At 51.3% G+C, this 17176-nt stretch carries 16 protein-coding genes; 10 read left to right on the top strand and 6 right to left on the bottom strand.

Annotation, left to right across the window (positions count from 1 at the left end):
• Positions 1-33: 33 nt before the first annotated feature.
• On the bottom strand, positions 34-2385 hold the full coding sequence (locus BIT28_RS04740) for a PilZ domain-containing protein (RefSeq protein ID WP_075762496.1): 2352 nt from the start codon (positions 2383-2385) through the stop codon (positions 34-36).
• A gap of 147 nt (positions 2386-2532) precedes the next feature.
• Between BIT28_RS04740 and radA the strand changes: the two genes are divergently transcribed.
• Positions 2533-3921, top strand: coding sequence for a DNA repair protein RadA (gene radA / locus BIT28_RS04735; protein ID WP_075762495.1), 1389 nt, complete (start codon positions 2533-2535; stop codon positions 3919-3921).
• Positions 3922-4008: 87 nt separating this feature from the next.
• Here radA and BIT28_RS04730 read toward each other — a convergent pair whose 3' ends face one another.
• From BIT28_RS04730 to ettA, 3 genes are all read right to left on the bottom strand, one after another.
• The gene (locus tag BIT28_RS04730; RefSeq protein WP_075762494.1) at positions 4009-5004 is read right to left on the bottom strand and encodes a M23 family metallopeptidase; all 996 of its coding nucleotides are present in this window, start codon (positions 5002-5004) and stop codon (positions 4009-4011) included.
• Positions 5005-5016: 12 nt separating this feature from the next.
• Entirely contained in the window at positions 5017-5394 is a 378-nt protein-coding gene (locus BIT28_RS04725; RefSeq protein ID WP_075762493.1) for a PilZ domain-containing protein, read from the bottom strand.
• A gap of 182 nt (positions 5395-5576) precedes the next feature.
• Positions 5577-7244, bottom strand: coding sequence for an energy-dependent translational throttle protein EttA (ettA, locus tag BIT28_RS04720; RefSeq protein WP_075762492.1), 1668 nt, complete (start codon positions 7242-7244; stop codon positions 5577-5579).
• A 202-nt stretch (positions 7245-7446) separates the two neighbouring features.
• Here ettA and sltY point away from each other — a divergent pair, with 202 nt between their 5' ends.
• Positions 7447-9378, top strand: coding sequence for a murein transglycosylase (gene sltY / locus BIT28_RS04715; protein WP_075762491.1), 1932 nt, complete (start codon positions 7447-7449; stop codon positions 9376-9378).
• 82 nt (positions 9379-9460) lie between these two features.
• Complete coding sequence (gene trpR / locus BIT28_RS04710; protein ID WP_075762490.1) at positions 9461-9784, top strand: trp operon repressor; 324 nt, start codon at positions 9461-9463, stop codon at positions 9782-9784.
• A 153-nt stretch (positions 9785-9937) separates the two neighbouring features.
• Here trpR and yjjX read toward each other — a convergent pair whose 3' ends face one another.
• Positions 9938-10459, bottom strand: a complete 522-nt coding sequence (gene yjjX, locus BIT28_RS04705) for an inosine/xanthosine triphosphatase (RefSeq protein WP_075762489.1) — start codon at positions 10457-10459, stop codon at positions 9938-9940.
• Positions 10460-10526: 67 nt separating this feature from the next.
• Positions 10527-11165: a helix-turn-helix domain-containing protein gene (locus BIT28_RS04700; protein WP_075762488.1), complete on the bottom strand. Its 639-nt coding sequence runs from the start codon at positions 11163-11165 to the stop codon at positions 10527-10529.
• 1072 nt (positions 11166-12237) lie between these two features.
• Here BIT28_RS04700 and BIT28_RS04690 point away from each other — a divergent pair.
• From BIT28_RS04690 to BIT28_RS04655, 7 genes are all read left to right on the top strand, one after another.
• Positions 12238-13050 (top strand): winged helix-turn-helix domain-containing protein, encoded by an 813-nt coding sequence (locus tag BIT28_RS04690; RefSeq protein WP_075762486.1) that lies wholly within the window; start codon positions 12238-12240, stop codon positions 13048-13050.
• Positions 13050-13559, top strand: a complete 510-nt coding sequence (locus BIT28_RS04685) for a FidL-like protein (protein ID WP_075762485.1) — start codon at positions 13050-13052, stop codon at positions 13557-13559. Before BIT28_RS04690 ends, BIT28_RS04685 begins: the two co-directional genes overlap by 1 nt.
• Before the next feature lie 673 nt (positions 13560-14232).
• Entirely contained in the window at positions 14233-14511 is a 279-nt protein-coding gene (locus BIT28_RS04675; protein WP_015670698.1) for a BMC domain-containing protein, read from the top strand.
• Between the two features lie 23 nt (positions 14512-14534).
• Complete coding sequence (locus tag BIT28_RS04670) at positions 14535-14819, top strand: BMC domain-containing protein (RefSeq protein WP_075762483.1); 285 nt, start codon at positions 14535-14537, stop codon at positions 14817-14819.
• Positions 14820-14831: 12 nt separating this feature from the next.
• The gene (locus BIT28_RS04665) at positions 14832-15110 is read left to right on the top strand and encodes a BMC domain-containing protein (RefSeq protein WP_075762482.1); all 279 of its coding nucleotides are present in this window, start codon (positions 14832-14834) and stop codon (positions 15108-15110) included.
• Positions 15111-15211: 101 nt separating this feature from the next.
• Positions 15212-16885 (top strand): acetaldehyde dehydrogenase (acetylating), encoded by a 1674-nt coding sequence (locus BIT28_RS04660; RefSeq protein WP_217696616.1) that lies wholly within the window; start codon positions 15212-15214, stop codon positions 16883-16885.
• 32 nt (positions 16886-16917) lie between these two features.
• Positions 16918-17175 (top strand): EutN/CcmL family microcompartment protein, encoded by a 258-nt coding sequence (locus BIT28_RS04655; RefSeq protein ID WP_075762480.1) that lies wholly within the window; start codon positions 16918-16920, stop codon positions 17173-17175.
• The last annotated feature ends 1 nt before the right edge of the window (position 17176 follow it).

Below are 17176 nucleotides of genomic sequence, written 5' to 3'. Positions count from 1 at the left end.
TACCTAGTACCTAGTACCTAGTACCTAGTACCTCTAACCGATTTCCAGCCTTATCTGCACTTCATCGGTAATATCATAAATCTCACCACAGCCGATGAGCGAGTTGAATTCTACTTCCAGCGCACGGGCACGGTGCAGAGCCATTCGGGCCAGTTCACCGAGTTCGATACCGGTCAGGGCCGTCATCGGATTCAGCACCGGCACGGCCGTTACCCGCAGTGCCATGAATACCCCTTTAGCCTTGGCGCCCTTGATGAAATTGATCCGTTCGTCAATGGTGCCAAACTCTTCGGTGAGTTTGCTGTCCAGGCGGGTGATGGTATTGCCCTTTCTCTCAATCCATAGATAGAGTTCGTGAACATAGGGTTTGCGGATCTCGACCGGGCGCATGGTCTCGGCCAGCATCCGCTTGAGGCGGTTTTTGAAAAGAGGCTCAAGCGAGTAATCCTGCCCGCCGGCGACCTGGTTGAACAGTTTCGGCAGTGCCGGTATCGGGAAGTTGCAGCCGATGGCCTTGACCTTGATCTTGTGGTCGAGCTTTTCCGTAAAGTACGGAATGCAGTTGAGGCGGGTTAGCAGCATCTGGTGCATCGCCAATAGCAGCTCGCCGGTCGGGAGGATCTCTTCCAGCAGCTTGAACTTGCTTTCGTTGTGCTGGATCAGGCGACGCAGAAACTGCTCTCCCTTCAATGCGCAGTCACCGCTGCCTGTGGTGAGCTGGATGTTGCTAAAGTCTGGGCTTACCCTGACCACCTTATACGGCATATGGCTAAGCGGTGCATTCTTGTCGAGCTTGAGTAGATCGACAAACTTGATGGTGACTTCATCGCCGCGCTTGATAGGGAGCGGCTGGCTGAGATCGATATTCAGGCCGCGAATCGAGAAATCGAGGGTAATACCGGTAACAGCCGGAAAGTCCGGGTGATGCAGTTCGATTGGGGTCTGGAACTTAAACCGCGACTCGCTGCGCTGAGGCTTGGGATCAAAATAGATCGCCTTGGCTGTCGATACCGGGTTCCTGACGTGCCGGAAGGCCTGGAGGGCTTTGCCCGGTAGCTTGGGCTTGACCGGCAGGCGGTAGTCCTGCTGCGCCTGTTCATTGGTGATATCCTGCAAAATGCCGATGTGGGTCAGCTTGCTCAGCTGGTCAAACATCTCGGGGGCAATATCCTGCAGTCGTTTCAGGTCTTCTTCACTGATAGGGTGAACGGTCAGGCGGGTCACCTGCCAGCTTTTTCTGGTTGCCCCGACGTGCCAGAACAGGTGACGTTCTTCTATGCTCATTTCCGGCAAGGCGGCCGAGTAGAAAAAGTGCTTACGGTCATGTTCGTGAGCGAAGCTATAAATTAAGGTACTACACTGTTTGAGCCCCGCCTTGCCAAGGCTGGCCATGCGCTCTTTGGAAAGCAGGTGGTTGATGACCGGCTGGTTTCTCTCATCATGCCAGCTATCCCAGATGTGCCGGTTATGATCGGTTAGCAGGCAATACTTCAGCTCGTCACCGGCAAAAAACAGCGGCATGCTGGTGGTGTGCTTGAGGTAGCAGTGTTCATACCCCTTGGTCCGGACCTGAATAACCTTGTCTTCATGGTTTCTGCGGGTACGGCGCTGCAAGACTTGCTGGCTGCGGTCAATCGCCTGTTTGATGACGGTGTTGTCGCTGGTGATTTTAAGCCGCAGCCACTTGAAGCTGTCATTTTCCTTGTGGTCATCAATGCCGAGAATTCGGTATTCGGTACCGAGGTCAAGCCGGGGATCATTGAACTTCTCGGCCATTTTCGGAAACTTGGCGACAATGGTCTGGCCGAGGTTGTACTTAAATGCCGCCGGTACCTTGAATTTGGCGCCGGAGTAGGACAAATCTGAGGTCACGCCGTGAACCGACTGGTTGAATGGCAGTGCCAGGTTGACCTGGGTGGTGATTTGAAGACGGTTCTCGCCCCGGGTCAGGTAGTGGCCAAAGCGTATAAGGTTGGCATCAAACTGGGTATCTCGCTGAGGCTGCTCTGCGGTATTGGTATCTTGCTTTTCCTGCTGGTGGAGGACGCGGAAGTTGTTGCGGGTATTCATTAGGGCTTCGTATAGCCCGATTCGATACTTGCCGCCAAAGACCTTGATCCGCTTGTGATAGGTATTGATTGCAACGTCATCGAGCCAGTGTTTGAGGCCGTTTAACTCATAGGGGCGGCATTCCCCCTTGACCCGGCCGCGAAGATCGACAAGCTGATGACACGGGGCCATGATCCGGTTTAGCTCCATTTTGATCTGGAGCCGGGCCGGGCCACTGGCCTCTTGGGTCATCATCTGAAAGACGTCCTCAAAATCCTCACTGTCATAGACAGGGATAAGTTGTTCAATCAATCCTTTATAATCGTCCAGCAACATAGCTCTTTCTGATACATTAGTCCTTAGTCTATTATCTGCATTTTGCAGCAAAAGTTTAGTCTGTCGTTAGTATTTCTTGCTGGATGTACCAGTAAAGTTATTCCTGCAGCAAATAGTGTGCTGACGATCAACGAGTAAAGGGGAAACATGGCCAAGACAAAGCGTGCCTATGTGTGTAGTGATTGCGGTGCGGATTTTCCTCGATGGCAGGGGCAGTGTAGTGCCTGTGCCGCCTGGAATACCATTACAGAATTTACCGTTCCGAAGACCCGCTCGGCAATCGGGACCGGGGCTCAGGCCGCCACAAGCAGTTATGCCGGGGCTGCAACAAAAATTCAGAAGCTCTCTGAAGTCGAGAGCAAAGATCTTCCCCGTTTCAGCTCCGGGATCTCCGAGCTGGACCGCGTGCTGGGAAGCGGTATCGTACCGGGCTCAGTTCTTTTGCTGTGCGGCGATCCCGGTGCGGGTAAGTCGACCCTGCTGCTGCAGAGCATCGGCGCGGTAGCGGCAGACAAATCTGCCCTGTATGTGTCGGGCGAAGAATCCATTCATCAGATCTCGCAGCGTGCCAAGCGGTTGGGGACTCAGAATATCGATAAGATCAGCGTGGTTGCCGAGACCTCCGTTGAGCAGGTGTTGAATCATGTGACCCAGCAAAAAGCGGAGTTCGTGATCATTGACTCGATCCAGACCATGACGGTTGCCCATAACGAATCGGCAGCGGGCAGTCCGAGTCAGGTGAAAGAGTCGGCGGCAGCACTAACCCGTTTTGCCAAGACGGAGGGGGTGACCTTCGTTATTGTTGGCCATATCAACAAAGATTCCAATGTTGCCGGTCCGATGCAGCTGATCCATATTGTGGATGGTCTGTTTGCACTGTCATCAACATCGGATGAGAAGTTTCGGGTGTTACGGACCTCGAAAAACCGTTTTGGTGCCGATTCCGAGTCATGCTTTTTTGCGATGACGGAAACCGGTATGAAGCAGGTAAAAAATCCGTCGGCGATTTTCCTGAGCCGTTCCGACAAGAACCACGCCGGTTCGGTGTGTACCACGCTATGGGAAGGAACGCGCCCTTTGCTGGTGGAAGTACAGGCGCTGTGTAATAACTCGGTGACGGAGAATCCGCGCCGCCTGACGGTAGGTTATGACTCCAACCGTCTGGCGATGTCGATAGCGGTTCTGGCGCGCCATGGCGGGGTGATGCTCTCGGACATGGATATTTTCGTTAACTGTGTCGGCGGGATCAAGATCGAGGAAACCTCGGCGGACTTGGCCGTATTGCTGGCAATTTTCTCCAGTTTCAAGAATGCCCCGATTCCGCAGGATGTCCTGGTGTTCGGCGAAATTGGCCTCAATGCCGATATTCGTCCGGCAGCCAACGGTCTTGAGCGGATCCGTGAGGCGGCCAAGCAGGGCTTTACCCGTGCTATCGTGCCAAAGGCCAATGCCAGCCGGAAGGTTAACGGGATCGAAATCATTGCGGTGGAAGATCTGCAGGAGGCACTGACGGCGTTTGAGCGCGTTGCCATGTAGCTGTTGGTCGTAGTTGTTTGGCTGTAGCTGATATAAAACGAGAGCCAGTTCGGCTCTCGTATTTTTGTATCTGCTTGAATCAGCCCGTTACAGTTTGCGCTGCTCACCAGAAGCCAGTGCCTGATTGCTCGCCGTTTCGATTGGGGTGAGCGGCTCCGGAGCGTGGGTCAGCTGGACCTGCATCGAGACCACATTGTTGATCATCTCCAGCAGTGAGGCCCACTGCACGGTTTTTTCTTTTTCAAACAAGGATTCGAAGTTTTCCGGCGTCCACTCGACAAACGGGCGCGGGTTCAGGGCCCGGCCGAGGAAACGGATCTCGTAGTGCAGGTGCGGACCGGTCGACAGCCCCGTATTTCCCGACCAACCGATAAGATCACCCTTGCGAACAAACTTACCGCGTTTGACATTGAATTTGCTCATGTGGGAATAGGTGGTGGCAAATCCCAGCGAGTGGTTTAGTTTCAAAAAGTTTCCCGATCCCTTGTTGCTCGGTCGGGTGACCTCGATAACGCCATCGGCCGGTGCATAGATAGGTGTGCCGGTATTGGCAGCAAAGTCGAGCCCGCGGTGGCGCTTGCGTTTTCCGGTCACCGGATGGATTCGGGTACCAAAGCCTGACGACATCCGGATCCCCGGCGTCGGGCTGCCGTTTGGCAGCAGCCTGAAGAGCGTTCCCCTGACTGCCGAACTGATTGCGGCGCTGTCGACGCGCTGCTCCAGCGGCAGTGCATCGCCGTCACCGGTTTGCAGGCCTAGGATGATCTCGACGTCATCGATACGTTGGGTCAGCATGCCAAGGGCGGCTTTCTTGGTAGCCAGCTCCTGGGTCAGCGCCTGGTTGGCCGCATTTTCTTCAGACAGCGAGGTGGTGAGCTGCTTGGTCTGGAGGTTGAGCTCGTTAAGCCTTTGGCTGGAAAGCAGGTTCTGCTGATAGAGCTGATAGACACTGAAGCTGCCGGCCACAATGATGGTCAGGATCAGGCTCATCGTCAGGGCTAGGTAGCGCTTCTTGAAGCGATTGATCAAGTAATGAGAGGTGCCTCGGTGATCTGAGGCCGAGATACAGATATTTTCTGACATGGTGAATGACTACTACTCGTTAAGGTGCTTTTTTAAATCAGCCAGTTGTTCTAGTTCTCGATGTAATAGTTCATCCGTGCCGATATTGAGTTCGACTAGGCGCTTGAGGTGGCTGGCGCTTTCGATATCGATATGGAGGATCTGCATGCGCAGATAGTCGCTGTCGTGATGCACCAGCCGGGTATCCATTTTCAGCTCGATGTCACAGTCATGCAGGCAGAAACTGATGCAGTAGTTCTCCTCCGGTCTGGGTGTCCAGTCCGGCGGGCAGGTTAGCAGAATCCCCTGTAGCGACAGATCACGTACTTCGGCAGACCACTGTTCCTGCGCCTGCTGTAGCTTAGCCGGAGTTCGGTAAAGAATGCGAATGAAGTGACGTCGTTCAGCCATAACAATACTTTTTTGATTATTAGTAACTTAAGTGTAATGAGAAATGCGACATTTCTCCAGGAATCGGATCACAAAAATGTGCTAGTCCGGCAGTGAGATCAATTGAAATGTCTGATTGCAGAGGCTATTTATACAAAAAGGCTGCATTATGCAGCCTTTTGACAAGATAAAGGGGATGGCCCTTACTTGGAGATACGCTTGTACTTGATACGGTGTGGCTCGGCTGCTTGTGCGCCCAGCGTTTTCTTCAGCCAGTCTGTGTACTCGGTGTAGTTACCTTCGTAGAAGTTAACCTGACCTTCGTCACGGTAATCAAGAATGTGCGTTGCGATACGGTCCAGGAACCAGCGGTCGTGCGAGATAACCATGGCACAGCCAGGGAATTCAAGCAGCGCCTCTTCCAGTGCACGCAGGGTTTCTACGTCCAGGTCGTTGGTCGGTTCATCGAGTAGCAACATGTTGCCACCGGCTTTAAGCAGCTTCGCCAGGTGAACACGGTTACGCTCACCACCGGACAGATCGCCAATCAGTTTCTGCTGATCGCTGCCTTTGAAGTTAAAGCGTGACGCGTAAGCACGGGCAGGGATTTCGAAGTTGTTGATACGGATGATTTCCGCACCTTCCGAAATTTCCTGGTATACCGTGTTCTTGTCGTTCATGCTGTCGCGGAACTGGTCAACCGACGCCAGGCTGACTGTGTCACCCAGTTCGATCGTACCCGCATCTGGCTGTTCAACGCCACTTAGCATCTTGAACAGGGTTGATTTACCCGCACCGTTGGCACCAATGATACCGACGATAGCGCCTTTCGGCAGGCTGAAAGACAGATCGTCAATCAGAACGCGGTCACCGAATGACTTCGTCAGGTTGCTCACTTCAAGCACCTTATCACCCAGGCGCTCACCTGGCGGGATAAATAGCTCGTTGGTTTCGTTACGTTTCTGGTGATCGTTGTTGTTAAGCTCTTCAAAGCGCGCCATACGTGCTTTTGATTTAGCCTGACGGCCTTTCGGATTCTGGCGAACCCACTCAAGCTCTTTCTCGATCGTTTTCTGACGGGCTTTCTCTTGCGATGACTCTTGCTTCAGACGGGCATCTTTCTGCTCTAGCCAAGAGGTGTAGTTACCTTCCCACGGAATACCTTCACCACGGTCAAGTTCCAAAATCCAGCCAGCAGCATTATCAAGGAAGTAACGGTCGTGGGTAATTGCCACGACAGTACCGTTGTAGTCGACCAGGAAGTGTTCCAGCCAAGCAACAGATTCTGCATCCAGGTGGTTAGTCGGCTCATCGAGCAGCAGCATATCTGGCTTGTCGAGTAGCAGGCGGCAGATAGCCACACGGCGACGCTCACCACCGGACAGTACCTTAATCTTGGCATCCCACTCAGGCAGGCGTAGTGCATCGGCCGCACGCTCTAGCTGCATATCCAGGTTGTGGCCGTCTTTGGTTTCGATCAAGGCTTCCAGCTCACCTTGTTCTTTGGCCAGCACGTCGAAGTCGGCATCCGGCTCGGCGTAGGCGGCGTAAACTGCGTCAAGGCGTACAAGCGCTTCTTTAACGTCTGATACCGCTTCTTCAACCACTTCGCGGACTGTTTTTTCTTCATCCAGTACCGGCTCCTGAGGCAGGTAGCCGACTTTCAGGCCTGCCTGTGGACGAGCTTCACCTTCGATATCGGTATCGATACCTGCCATGATACGAAGCAGGGTAGATTTACCGGCACCGTTCAGGCCCAAAACACCAATTTTGGCGCCAGGGAAGAAGCTAAGGGAAATATCTTTCAGAATTTGGCGCTTAGGCGGAACAATTTTGCCCACGCGCGACATGGTATAGACGTATTCAGCCATATCCGTTTGCAATCTCTAATATAAAGTGGAGGGGTATTTTACCTGTTCTGGACATAAGTTTAACAGCATTGTTCATAATTAGCGTTTAAGATGAATAAATACCAGCCTGTTACTGGATCGTGTTATCACTTGTTGTTCAGGCAAATAAGCATAGTATTGGATAGATCTGGCACTGCTGGCAGGGCCAGAATAGGATTGTGTTGTGATTGGCTATTTTCTTCGTAAAGCATTCTCGGTTGTAATTATCACAGCAGGCATAGTTGCCGTCCCCACCTCTTTGGCTGCCGATCTTGAGCAGCAGCGCGATTGGTATGAGCAAGCCGGTATCGCGCTGGAAGAGGACAATATCGACGAGTACCGCAAGCTCAGGGACAAGCTGGACGATTACCCTCTTACCCCTTATCTCGATTATCGTGACTTTTCTCGTTTGTTGTTTATGAAGACGCCCAAGCAGGTGGAAGACTTCATCGAGGAATACAAAAATCTGCCGTTCAGTACCACCATCAAGTCCCGTTATCTTGAGTACCTGGCCGGTACCAAGCGCTGGCAGAACTTTGTCGAGGTGCAGCCGATGCCGCCCCGCGGGGAGGTGCTGAAGTGCCACTATTACTATGCCCAAAGCAAACTGGGCAATACCGAAGTGGCCTGGCAGGGTGCGGAGTCACTCTGGCTGACTGGCAAGTCGCTGAGTGATGCCTGCGACCCGCTTTTGAACAAGTGGCAGAAAGCAGGCCAGAGAACCAATACCCTGATCCTCGATCGTATGTTGCTGGTGTATGAAGAAGGCCACCGAAATCGCCTCAAGTATTTGAACAAGCAGCTGTCGGGAAGCGGGAAAGCCAAAGGGAGAGAAGTACTGGCGTTGTACGATGATCCCGATGGCGTGGCGGCTTTTTCCAAACGCAGCAAGGTAACCCCGTTTAACCAGAGCTTGACCGTACTGGCCTACAAGCGTCTGGTACGGAAAGATGTCAGGGAAGCCGTCAAGCAATACCAGCGCACCATGGACGGTCAGCATTATTCCAAGGCCAAGCGCCAGTTGCTGGCCGACTATACTGCCAGCCGGCTGTTCTCTACCGATGACGAGGCGTTACTGCGTTGGCGAGATGACAAGGTGGCCACCAGTAACAGTACCAATTTGCTGGAGCGCCGGATCCGGGTGGCAATTCGCAAGGCAGACTGGAAAGAAGCCGGGCTTTGGATAGATCGTCTGTCCGAGGCGGACAAGGCATCGACGCGCTGGACCTTCTGGCGTGCCAAGTTACAGGCCAAAGCGGGGAATGAGGCCGCTGCCGAGGAGCTGTACCGCTCTATTCTCGGCCAGCGTGATTTCTACAGTGCTGCGGCTGCCACGGTATTGAACAAGCCCGTTGTCTATCCGGTCAAGAACCCTAACCAGTCGATGTCGCTGACCTACGAGTACGGCAAGACACTGCGGCGGATCAAAGAGCTGATTGCACTGGACAAGATTTTTGCGGCGGACAGGGAATGGCACTACCTGCTTGACCATATGAATAATGACGAGGTGGTGATGCTTGCCACCTATGCTGCGGCCAACAAATGGCATCACTTTGCGGTGCAGGCGACGATCTCCGGTCAGCTGTGGGATTATGTCGAGCTGCGGTTCCCGATAGCCCATAAATGGTGGTTCGACTTTTTCAGCAAGAAACGGGATTTGCCTGCTACGACGATGATGGCACTGGCCCGTCAGGAAAGTGCCCTCAATGTCGAGGCGGTATCACCGGTCGGCGCGCGTGGCCTGATGCAGCTAATGCCTGGCACGGCAAAGGAGACCGCGCAAAAGCTCGGACGTAACTACAAGGGTAAGAAAAGCCTGTTTGATCCCGGGGTGAACATTCGTCTCGGCAGCGGGTATCTGAAGATGATGCTGGAGCGTTACGACAACAACCGCATCTTTGCTTTTGCGGCCTACAATGCCGGTCCGAGCCGGGTGAAACGCTGGCGTCAGGAAACCGATGAACAACTGGATGTGTTTGAGTTTATTGAAGCGATCCCGTTTACCGAAACCCGGGGCTATGTGCAGAACATTCTGATGTTTGAAGTCTACTATGGCGATCTGACCGGCGATAAAAACCCGTTGCTTAAGCCGAATGAATTAGAAGCCATGTACTAGTCGATATGTCACCTTGGCTTGGTTGCGTATCCAGAACGCGGTAGAATCCTGACTGAGAACTGTACTCATTGATGAGGTTTAAATGTCTTCTACTCCAGAAACACCTGAATTTACTGACTGGCAGCAGGTGATCGATATTTTGCATCAGGCCGCGACCGAGCAAAAAGACGATACCTTGCTGAAATTGCTGCTGACACCGGATGAGCGCACGGTGCTGCTGTCCCGCATCAATATTTTCTATGAACTGTTAAATGGAGATCGCAGCCAGCGTAAGATCAGTGAACTGCTGGGAGTGGGTGTCGCGACGATCACCCGCGGATCCAATGAGTTGAAGCATCACGATGATGAGACCAAAGCCTGGTTGTCTGATTTGCTGCAACAGCAGAGTGCCAAGAAGGCGCTTTGATTGCGTAGTACCAGCTTTTCGCTGGTGCGCTGCATGGACACATCACCCTGCCACTCGGCAGGGTTTTTTATATCTGCTTTCTTATAGAAGCCCGGTACCTAGAATTCTGGTACCTAAAAGCTTGGTACCTAGAAGCCAGGCACCGGTTGGTTTTTATACCGGGAAGAGTTCCTGGTTCATAAACGGGATCAGGGCCAGGATAAGTGCCTGCTGGTAGACCGAGCTGCGGCTGAGTTTATGGTTGGTCAGCATGGCAATTGCCCCGCCTTGCTGTTTGACGTTGTGTTGGTTGAACATTTCGTCCATGACATCACCCAGCTCGATCCCCTGATGGACTTTCTCCAGGGCCTCGGGTGGCAGCGGCAGGGAGGCAGAGCGGGATTCGCCCCGCTGATAGGCGTTTTCTATCACCATCCAGGCAAAGGTGAAGTTGCCGTCGATGCCGGCCTCGATACTGACATAGTAGTCGGCATCAGGTTTGCTGCGGCGGGCATTGGTGATTCGGTTGCGGGCACCGGACAGGGTCTCGTCAGCACACATTGGCTGATCGCGAACCTCGCTGGCGACACTGATCCCTTCAAAAGAGAAGGTCTGATCTGGGAATGCGGCTGAAAAAGCCTCAGCGACGGCCGATATCTTGGCCGGGTTCGCTGAGGCGACAATAACTGATGACATACGATTACCTCCACCCGGCTATTTTACGGTTTGCCAGCATGAAGTCACGTAAATAGACAGATAAGTCTTAACGGTCGTATGCCCAGTCAGACTGGATGATATAGCCGTGGATCTGGAACTCGTCGTTATTCACAAACAGGTTCGGAAAATCTGGCTGTGAGGTTGAAAAAACAACACCGTCTGCCAGTTGGGTCATGTGGTAGAAATCCGGCTCACTGCCGCGTACAGAAGCAAAAACCGGTTGCTTCGGACGGTATGAAGCCTTGCGTGTTGCCAGCGCGTAGCTGCCTACCGGAGCACACTGGGAGATGTTCTCGTTGTCGACCAACAGCCCCAGGCACTCTTCGCGATCAAGGTGCTGCGGAATGGCACGTTTGCTAACGACATCCACAGAGCCGCCCTGGCTGTAGGAAATAAAATCCTTGCGGTGAATGATCGGGATATAGGTGCTGGTTGAACCCTGGGTCGACTCGTCGGAGATCGCCGTTGTGGCCTGAGTACCGGTATCAATTTGTCCGGTAAGCAGGTAGCTGATAGACGTGCTCAGGGTCTGCGCAATTTTTTCAAGCTCACGGACTTCGATACCGTACTTGCCCGATAGTTTGCGGCTCATTGTACCTTGCTGAAGATCTAAAGCCTCGCCAAGTTGTTTTTGGCTGATCCCCTGGATTTTAGCTAATCGCTTAATTCTCTCTAAATATTCCATAATCTCTAGCTTCCTGCTCACAGAATTTAAATGCAAATGGCATTCTTAAAAGTTATAAACTATTTTACTGATAACGATTTCGAAGGGAGCTATGAAGCATAAAAAGTGCGATTGATTTCGTTAAAGGAATATACCTATTTGTAGTGATGGGTAAAAAATGGAACAAATTTCTAACGGCGAAATAAGATCAGGCGGTAAACAAGAAACTGGAAGCAAGATCGCTGAACGTTCATGCCCTGTTGTCAATGTATGACAACAGGCGTTGGGAAAAACAGTGATCAATCAATATAAGACCATGTTTTTAATGATCTTTTTGTGCTAATAGGGTGCTCTATGTTCCAGCTCGGATAAATTGGGCTAGAAAATGAGGCTCGGCTCGGTGCTGGTTCAAGGTTATTTTCTTTGGCTTTATTACGCTGAAGCGGGTGATTTCATCGCGCGTTAAGCGCTTTTCATCACGCTGATTTTGCTGGTGGAGGTAAGCCGTAATGATGCTGACAGGGTATGATTGCGTTGCAGGTCAACCTGACGCTGCCATCACAGCTAAATACGTTTTGGTAAATCTCTATCGAGGTTTGGGCCATGAAACGAGCTTCTTGAGGTTGCTTAAGTACAATCAGCAAAAGTAACAGCTAAGTTATAATGTTGAAAATATCGAGTGGAAATAAAAAGAGTTGTTAGCCACCGTTCACTAACTCGATAACCGCTTATATCATTTATTTTTTCACAATAAAGAATATTGATATATTTCATTATAGAAAATAAATATCCGGTGGATTATTTTTCAGTCAGTGTGAATAGTTTCATGTGACTTGGTAGACATAATAGAGCGATGTGATCTTGTCTGACCAGCTTCTCTTGATCTGCATCAAAAATAGAGTTCTCATCCCGGCGGTATGATTCACCTTCGATTATTTCCCCACTCCAATTAGATTCTGCGATTGTTATTATCCACGGGTCCATTTTTACTCTGATAAATACAGGGTTGGTGGCAGTTGTATATTTTATTGTCATGGAAAGGCGTCAGGATACGGGGAATTGCGGTCATTTTGAGCGGAATTAGCCTATACCAATGAAGTATAAAATAAATGGGTTTCTATATTACGATGCAATAGATGGCACGCTAAAGCTTGAAGGACAAGCAGCAGATGACACTCAGCTTTCTATTACCGCCAATGCATTATTGTTTTTTTTAATTCAGCACCCGGGCGTGCTGACGCGCGATGAAGTGATGAAAAAGGTATGGGATGACAACGGTCTTATTTCATCAAACAGTAATTTGAATCAGTACCTGAGTTTGTTGAGAAAATCTTTTCGCAGCTACAATATTGAAAATGTGATTGTAACCATTCCGCGTGGGCGGCTGGAGTTTAATCCCGAGCTGGTGATTGAGGTTATTGATGATAATCATCTGCACCCTTTGTTGCAGCAGGCGAGTGATGACAAAGAGATAGCCCCCGAACCATTGGTAAAAGGCATCAAGGAGCAAGAGTTTCCGCCTCAAACCGAGCAGCAGGAACGGAACTGGATGATTGCCAGTGCAACACTCTTTATCGCGGCGTTGGGCTTGCTTTGGACGGCCATCATCACCGAGCGCTCGCTGCATATTGTCAGCCTGACTGAGGTCGAGAGTGGTCTGTGCGAGCTCTTTTCGCCTGAACTGATGATAAACAGTGCGATGGGAGATAAATACGTCACCAACTTCAAAGCGGTGCGTGACAAGCTGGGTCTGTCTTGTGCCAAGCATGAAAGATTCATTTTTTTCTATGGGGATAAGTTGCAAAGCAATGGGTTAGGGCGAACCTACATTGCGCGATGTGCCGAAAACGAAAATAACCCCTACGCCTACTGTGATAACTATTTTTATTATTCTTGGAAGAAATAATGCTAACACGCAAAAGCGGTAAGATTTTTTTTCTCTACGCGCTGATTTTATTTTTCCTCTGTACTTTGCCCTTTGTCTCAAAGGTGATCCCCTCGCAATCTGGTGATCTGAATTGTACGGCACGGGCGATCATGCACTTCGAAGACACGGTGACAGAAACCGTGAATGCGAATGTTCATTTTCGCTTTGGCGACCGTGGCAAAGGCTCCTTGGTTGTCGAGGGCTATTCCGATTCCAAAGCGGGCTGGCTGTATTTGCAACGATATGTTCAGTTCGATTATACCAGTGAGCGTGTCTCAGGGTATGAACGCCATTATCAGGTCCATAGCTGGTCTTCGACCAAATCCTCAATTGATGAATCCCCCGATGTGCTGTTTGATTATTTTATGCGTGAAATGTCTGACAGCCATGATGAACTGCTGATCAAAGTCGAAAAGCTTAGCTATAGAACCGTATTGCTGAGCTCGATCAACTCGCCGTTGTTTGTCTGTGCGTTAAGTGACAAATAGAGCGCCCTGTTCTTTCTTATTTGTATTATTCAATCTCAAGTTATTAATTGCCTTTATATCTAGGGCTTAATCTCTAAGTGGTAAATGCCGTCAATAATCTACTGGTTGTCGACGGCTATTTATTATTCCGGCCGACTTTCGGTATAAACTCTTCCTTGCTTACCCCTTCAAATTAATTATCTACTTCTACTTCTACTTCTACTTCTACTTCTACTTCTACTTCTATTTTGGTTCTTTAATTCATCTCTCTGGTGAATGTTTACTCCCTCTCTGTTGCTTTTATTTCCGCTTTAGCTTTTGACCTGGCTCATTGGCAACACTTTCTCCGGGTAAACATGCCGGAATTTCCATGCTGACTATTCGGTTATAACGAAGGTTGTCATTACTGTGATTTAGCTCCGTTTTTGCTGCTTATTCAGGTTAATTGCCAATATCGCCAAAAGATAAATATCAGGATAGTTCTGTGAATCAGGGCGTGAATTCGCCTTTGAAGAAGAATAAACAACTAAGTTGCCCATATTCTTGGAGTTTAATGCCATTTGTTTTTGATGAGGAATATAGTGTTTTTCGTGGTTGGAACAGGCCAATAAAACCATAAGAAAACCACATAAAAAGGCCTGGAGGCCTTTTCTCAATAACGCTTACTCGAGACCTATGTACGGAGGAAATAAATATGGGTGATGCATTAGGTTTGATTGAAACAAAAGGGCTGGTTGCCTGTGTAGAAGCTGCAGATGCAATGTGCAAGGCAGCAAACGTAGAACTTATCGGTTACGAGAACGTCGGTTCAGGTCTGGTAACAGCGATGGTGAAAGGCGATGTCGGCGCGGTGAAAGCGGCGGTTGACTCTGGTGTGGAATCGGCACAGCGCGTGGGTGAAGTGGTGACTTCGCTAGTGATTGCTCGTCCGCATAACGATATCAACAAAATCGTTATTAAACACAAAGCATAAGAGCGTTAACGGAGGATCTGACAATGAGTGATGCTTTAGGGCTTATCGAGACTAAGGGACTGGTTGCGTGTATCGAAGCCGCTGATGCGATGTGCAAAGCCGCCAACGTAGATTTGATCGGCTATGAAAACGTGGGCTCTGGCCTGGTAACGGCCATGGTCCGTGGTGATGTCGGTGCGGTGAAGGCTGCAGTGGACTCCGGTGTGGAATCGGCGCAGCGCGTTGGCGAGGTTGTCACGTCTTTGGTGATTGCCCGCCCGCATAACGATATCGAAAAAATTGTCTCTCAGTACACCGTGACTGAATAAAAGGAAAGTTCTATGAAAGATGCACTTGGTCTTATCGAAACAAAGGGTTTGGTTCCAAGTATTGAAGCTGCTGATGCCATGTGCAAAGCCGCCAATATCGAGCTGATTGGTTATGAAAATGTAGGTTCCGGTCTGGTTACAGTCATGGTGAAAGGCGATGTCGGTGCGGTAAACGCTGCCGTTGAGTCAGGCATTGAAGCGGCTCAGAAAGTGGGTGAAGTGGTGTCATCTCGCGTGATTGCCCGCCCACACAATGACATCGAGAAAATTGCATCCCAGCACAAGGCCTAACGTTGCCGCTGTGCAAGATGCCGGGGCGAGTTTGCCTTACCCAATCGTTGTAAGGCAATCCTTCCTCCCCTCATTCACGCATTAGTGAAGGACTAGAGATCATGACTTTAGACAAGGATTTACAATCCATCCAGGCAGCCCGTGAGCTGCTAAAACAGGCCAAACAGGCTCAAGCTCAGTTTGCGCAGTTCTCGCAGGAAAAAGTCGACAGTATTGTCGCGCACATTGCGGCCGAAGCGGCTCGCAATGCCGAAGAGCTGGCGAAACTGGCCCATGAGGAAACTGGCTTCGGGCGTTGGCAGGACAAGGTACTGAAGAACACCTTTGCGTCGACCAAGGTGCACGAGCATATCAAGCCGCTCAAAACAGTTGGCATCATTTCCGATGATCCGGTGAACAAGGTGATGGAAGTGGGTGTACCGCTTGGAGTGATCACCGCGCTGGTTCCGTCGACCAACCCGACATCAACGATTTTCTACAAGACGTTGATCGCGCTCAAAGCCGGTAATGCGATCATCTTCTCGCCGCACCCGAATGCCAAGGCGTGTAGTCAGAAAGCGATTGAGCTGGTCAAGCGTGCCGCCATGGAAGCCGGAGCCCCTGCCGGTATCGTTGACGGCGTGACGCTGCTGACGATGGAAGCGACCAAAGAGCTGATGCACAGCAAAGATGTCTCGCTGATCCTGGCAACCGGTGGCGAAGGCATGGTTCGTGCGGCTTACGCATCGGGCACACCGACAATCAGCGGTGGTCCGGGTAATGGCCCGGCGTTTATCGAGCGTACCGCCGATATCAAGCAGGCTGTCAGCGACATCATTACCAGTAAAACCTTCGACAACGGTGTGATCTGCGCGTCCGAGCAATCCATCATAGCAGAACGCTGCATTTATGAGCAGGTGCACCAGGAGCTGCTGGCTCAGGGCGCTTACTTCATGAATGAGCAGGAGTCGCAACAACTGGCGAATATCCTGCTGCGTCCGAACGGCATGATTAACCCGGTTATCGTCGGCAAGTGCGCACTATCACTGGCAGAGATTGCCGGTTTCAGTGTACCGGCCAATACCAAGGTACTGATTTCGCGCCAGGATAGCGTATCTCATCAAAACCCGTATTCCCGTGAAAAACTCTGCCCGGTACTGGGCCTGTACATCGAGGAAGACTGGCGTTCGGCGTGTGACCGCGTGGTGGAACTGCTGACCAACGAAGGCATGGGCCACACCCTGGTGATCCACACCCAGAACCAGGACATCGTGCGCCAGTTCGCACTGGAAAAACCGGTATTCCGGATGCTGGTAAACACCCCGGCAGCCCTTGGCGGCATTGGTGCGACAACCAACCTGATCCCGGCTCTGACCCTAGGTTGCGGCGCTCTTGGCGGCGGCTCGAGCTCAGATAACGTCGGTCCGATGAACCTGCTGAACGTCCGCAAGGTCGGCTACGGCGTCTGCAATATTGACGATCTTCGCCAGCCGGAAGCGTCTATCGCGCCAGCGGCACAGCTAGCACAGCCAGTACAAGCTGCGCCTGTTACTGCTCCGGCTGTGGCTGCAAGTGCCCCGGCCAGCATCTTCGAAGACACGCGCTTTACCGGTGGCCCGGCACCTGTCGCTGCACCTGCAGCAACAACATCGGCGGATGACCGTTTTGGCTGTGGTGTTCCGGCACCGGCCTGCAATGACGCTGGCACTGGCGTCGGCAGTGACGCTAGTCGTGACATAACGGAAGAAAATGTCGAGCGCATCATCAAGCAGGTGATGGGTCGCATGGCGTCCTAACCGGTAGCAACGCAACAGAAGGTGGCAAAACTATGATTCTCGCAAAGGTAACCGGGCATGTCGTCGCCCCGCAGAAAAATGACGAACTACGAGGCAGCAACCTCTTGCTGGTAACGGCGTTGGGGGACGATCTCGAGCCCATCAAGGACCGCACCTATGTAGCCGTCGACAGTGTGGGGGCCGGTATTCGTGACCTGGTCCTGGTTGAGGAATATTTTGCGCTGCACAAACAGCAGTACAAGGCCATGTCAATCGTTGCCATCGTGGAAAAAGTCCATCAGGACAAATAAG

It is taken from the genome of Photobacterium proteolyticum (assembly GCF_001939735.1).
Classification (GTDB): Bacteria; Pseudomonadota; Gammaproteobacteria; order Enterobacterales; family Vibrionaceae; genus Photobacterium; species Photobacterium proteolyticum.
The sequence above is the reverse complement of the archived record's forward strand: the minus strand, read 5'-3'. Positions and strand labels throughout refer to the sequence as shown.

Bases quoted from the DNA above. Each gene is read 5' to 3' on its own strand.
- BIT28_RS04740 (WP_075762496.1), bottom strand. From the start codon at position 2,385: ATGTTGCTGGACGATTATAAAGGATTGATTGAACAACTTATCCCTGTC.
- radA (WP_075762495.1), top strand. From the start codon at position 2,533: ATGGCCAAGACAAAGCGTGCCTATGTGTGTAGTGATTGCGGTGCGGAT.
- BIT28_RS04730 (WP_075762494.1), bottom strand. From the start codon at position 5,004: ATGTCAGAAAATATCTGTATCTCGGCCTCAGATCACCGAGGCACCTCT.
- BIT28_RS04725 (WP_075762493.1), bottom strand. From the start codon at position 5,394: ATGGCTGAACGACGTCACTTCATTCGCATTCTTTACCGAACTCCGGCT.
- ettA (WP_075762492.1), bottom strand. From the start codon at position 7,244: ATGGCTGAATACGTCTATACCATGTCGCGCGTGGGCAAAATTGTTCCG.
- trpR (WP_075762490.1), top strand. From the start codon at position 9,461: ATGTCTTCTACTCCAGAAACACCTGAATTTACTGACTGGCAGCAGGTG.
- yjjX (WP_075762489.1), bottom strand. From the start codon at position 10,459: ATGTCATCAGTTATTGTCGCCTCAGCGAACCCGGCCAAGATATCGGCC.
- BIT28_RS04700 (WP_075762488.1), bottom strand. From the start codon at position 11,165: ATGGAATATTTAGAGAGAATTAAGCGATTAGCTAAAATCCAGGGGATC.
- BIT28_RS04690 (WP_075762486.1), top strand. From the start codon at position 12,238: ATGAAGTATAAAATAAATGGGTTTCTATATTACGATGCAATAGATGGC.
- BIT28_RS04685 (WP_075762485.1), top strand. From the start codon at position 13,050: ATGCTAACACGCAAAAGCGGTAAGATTTTTTTTCTCTACGCGCTGATT.
- BIT28_RS04675 (WP_015670698.1), top strand. From the start codon at position 14,233: ATGGGTGATGCATTAGGTTTGATTGAAACAAAAGGGCTGGTTGCCTGT.
- BIT28_RS04670 (WP_075762483.1), top strand. From the start codon at position 14,535: ATGAGTGATGCTTTAGGGCTTATCGAGACTAAGGGACTGGTTGCGTGT.
- BIT28_RS04665 (WP_075762482.1), top strand. From the start codon at position 14,832: ATGAAAGATGCACTTGGTCTTATCGAAACAAAGGGTTTGGTTCCAAGT.
- BIT28_RS04660 (WP_217696616.1), top strand. From the start codon at position 15,212: ATGACTTTAGACAAGGATTTACAATCCATCCAGGCAGCCCGTGAGCTG.
- BIT28_RS04655 (WP_075762480.1), top strand. From the start codon at position 16,918: ATGATTCTCGCAAAGGTAACCGGGCATGTCGTCGCCCCGCAGAAAAAT.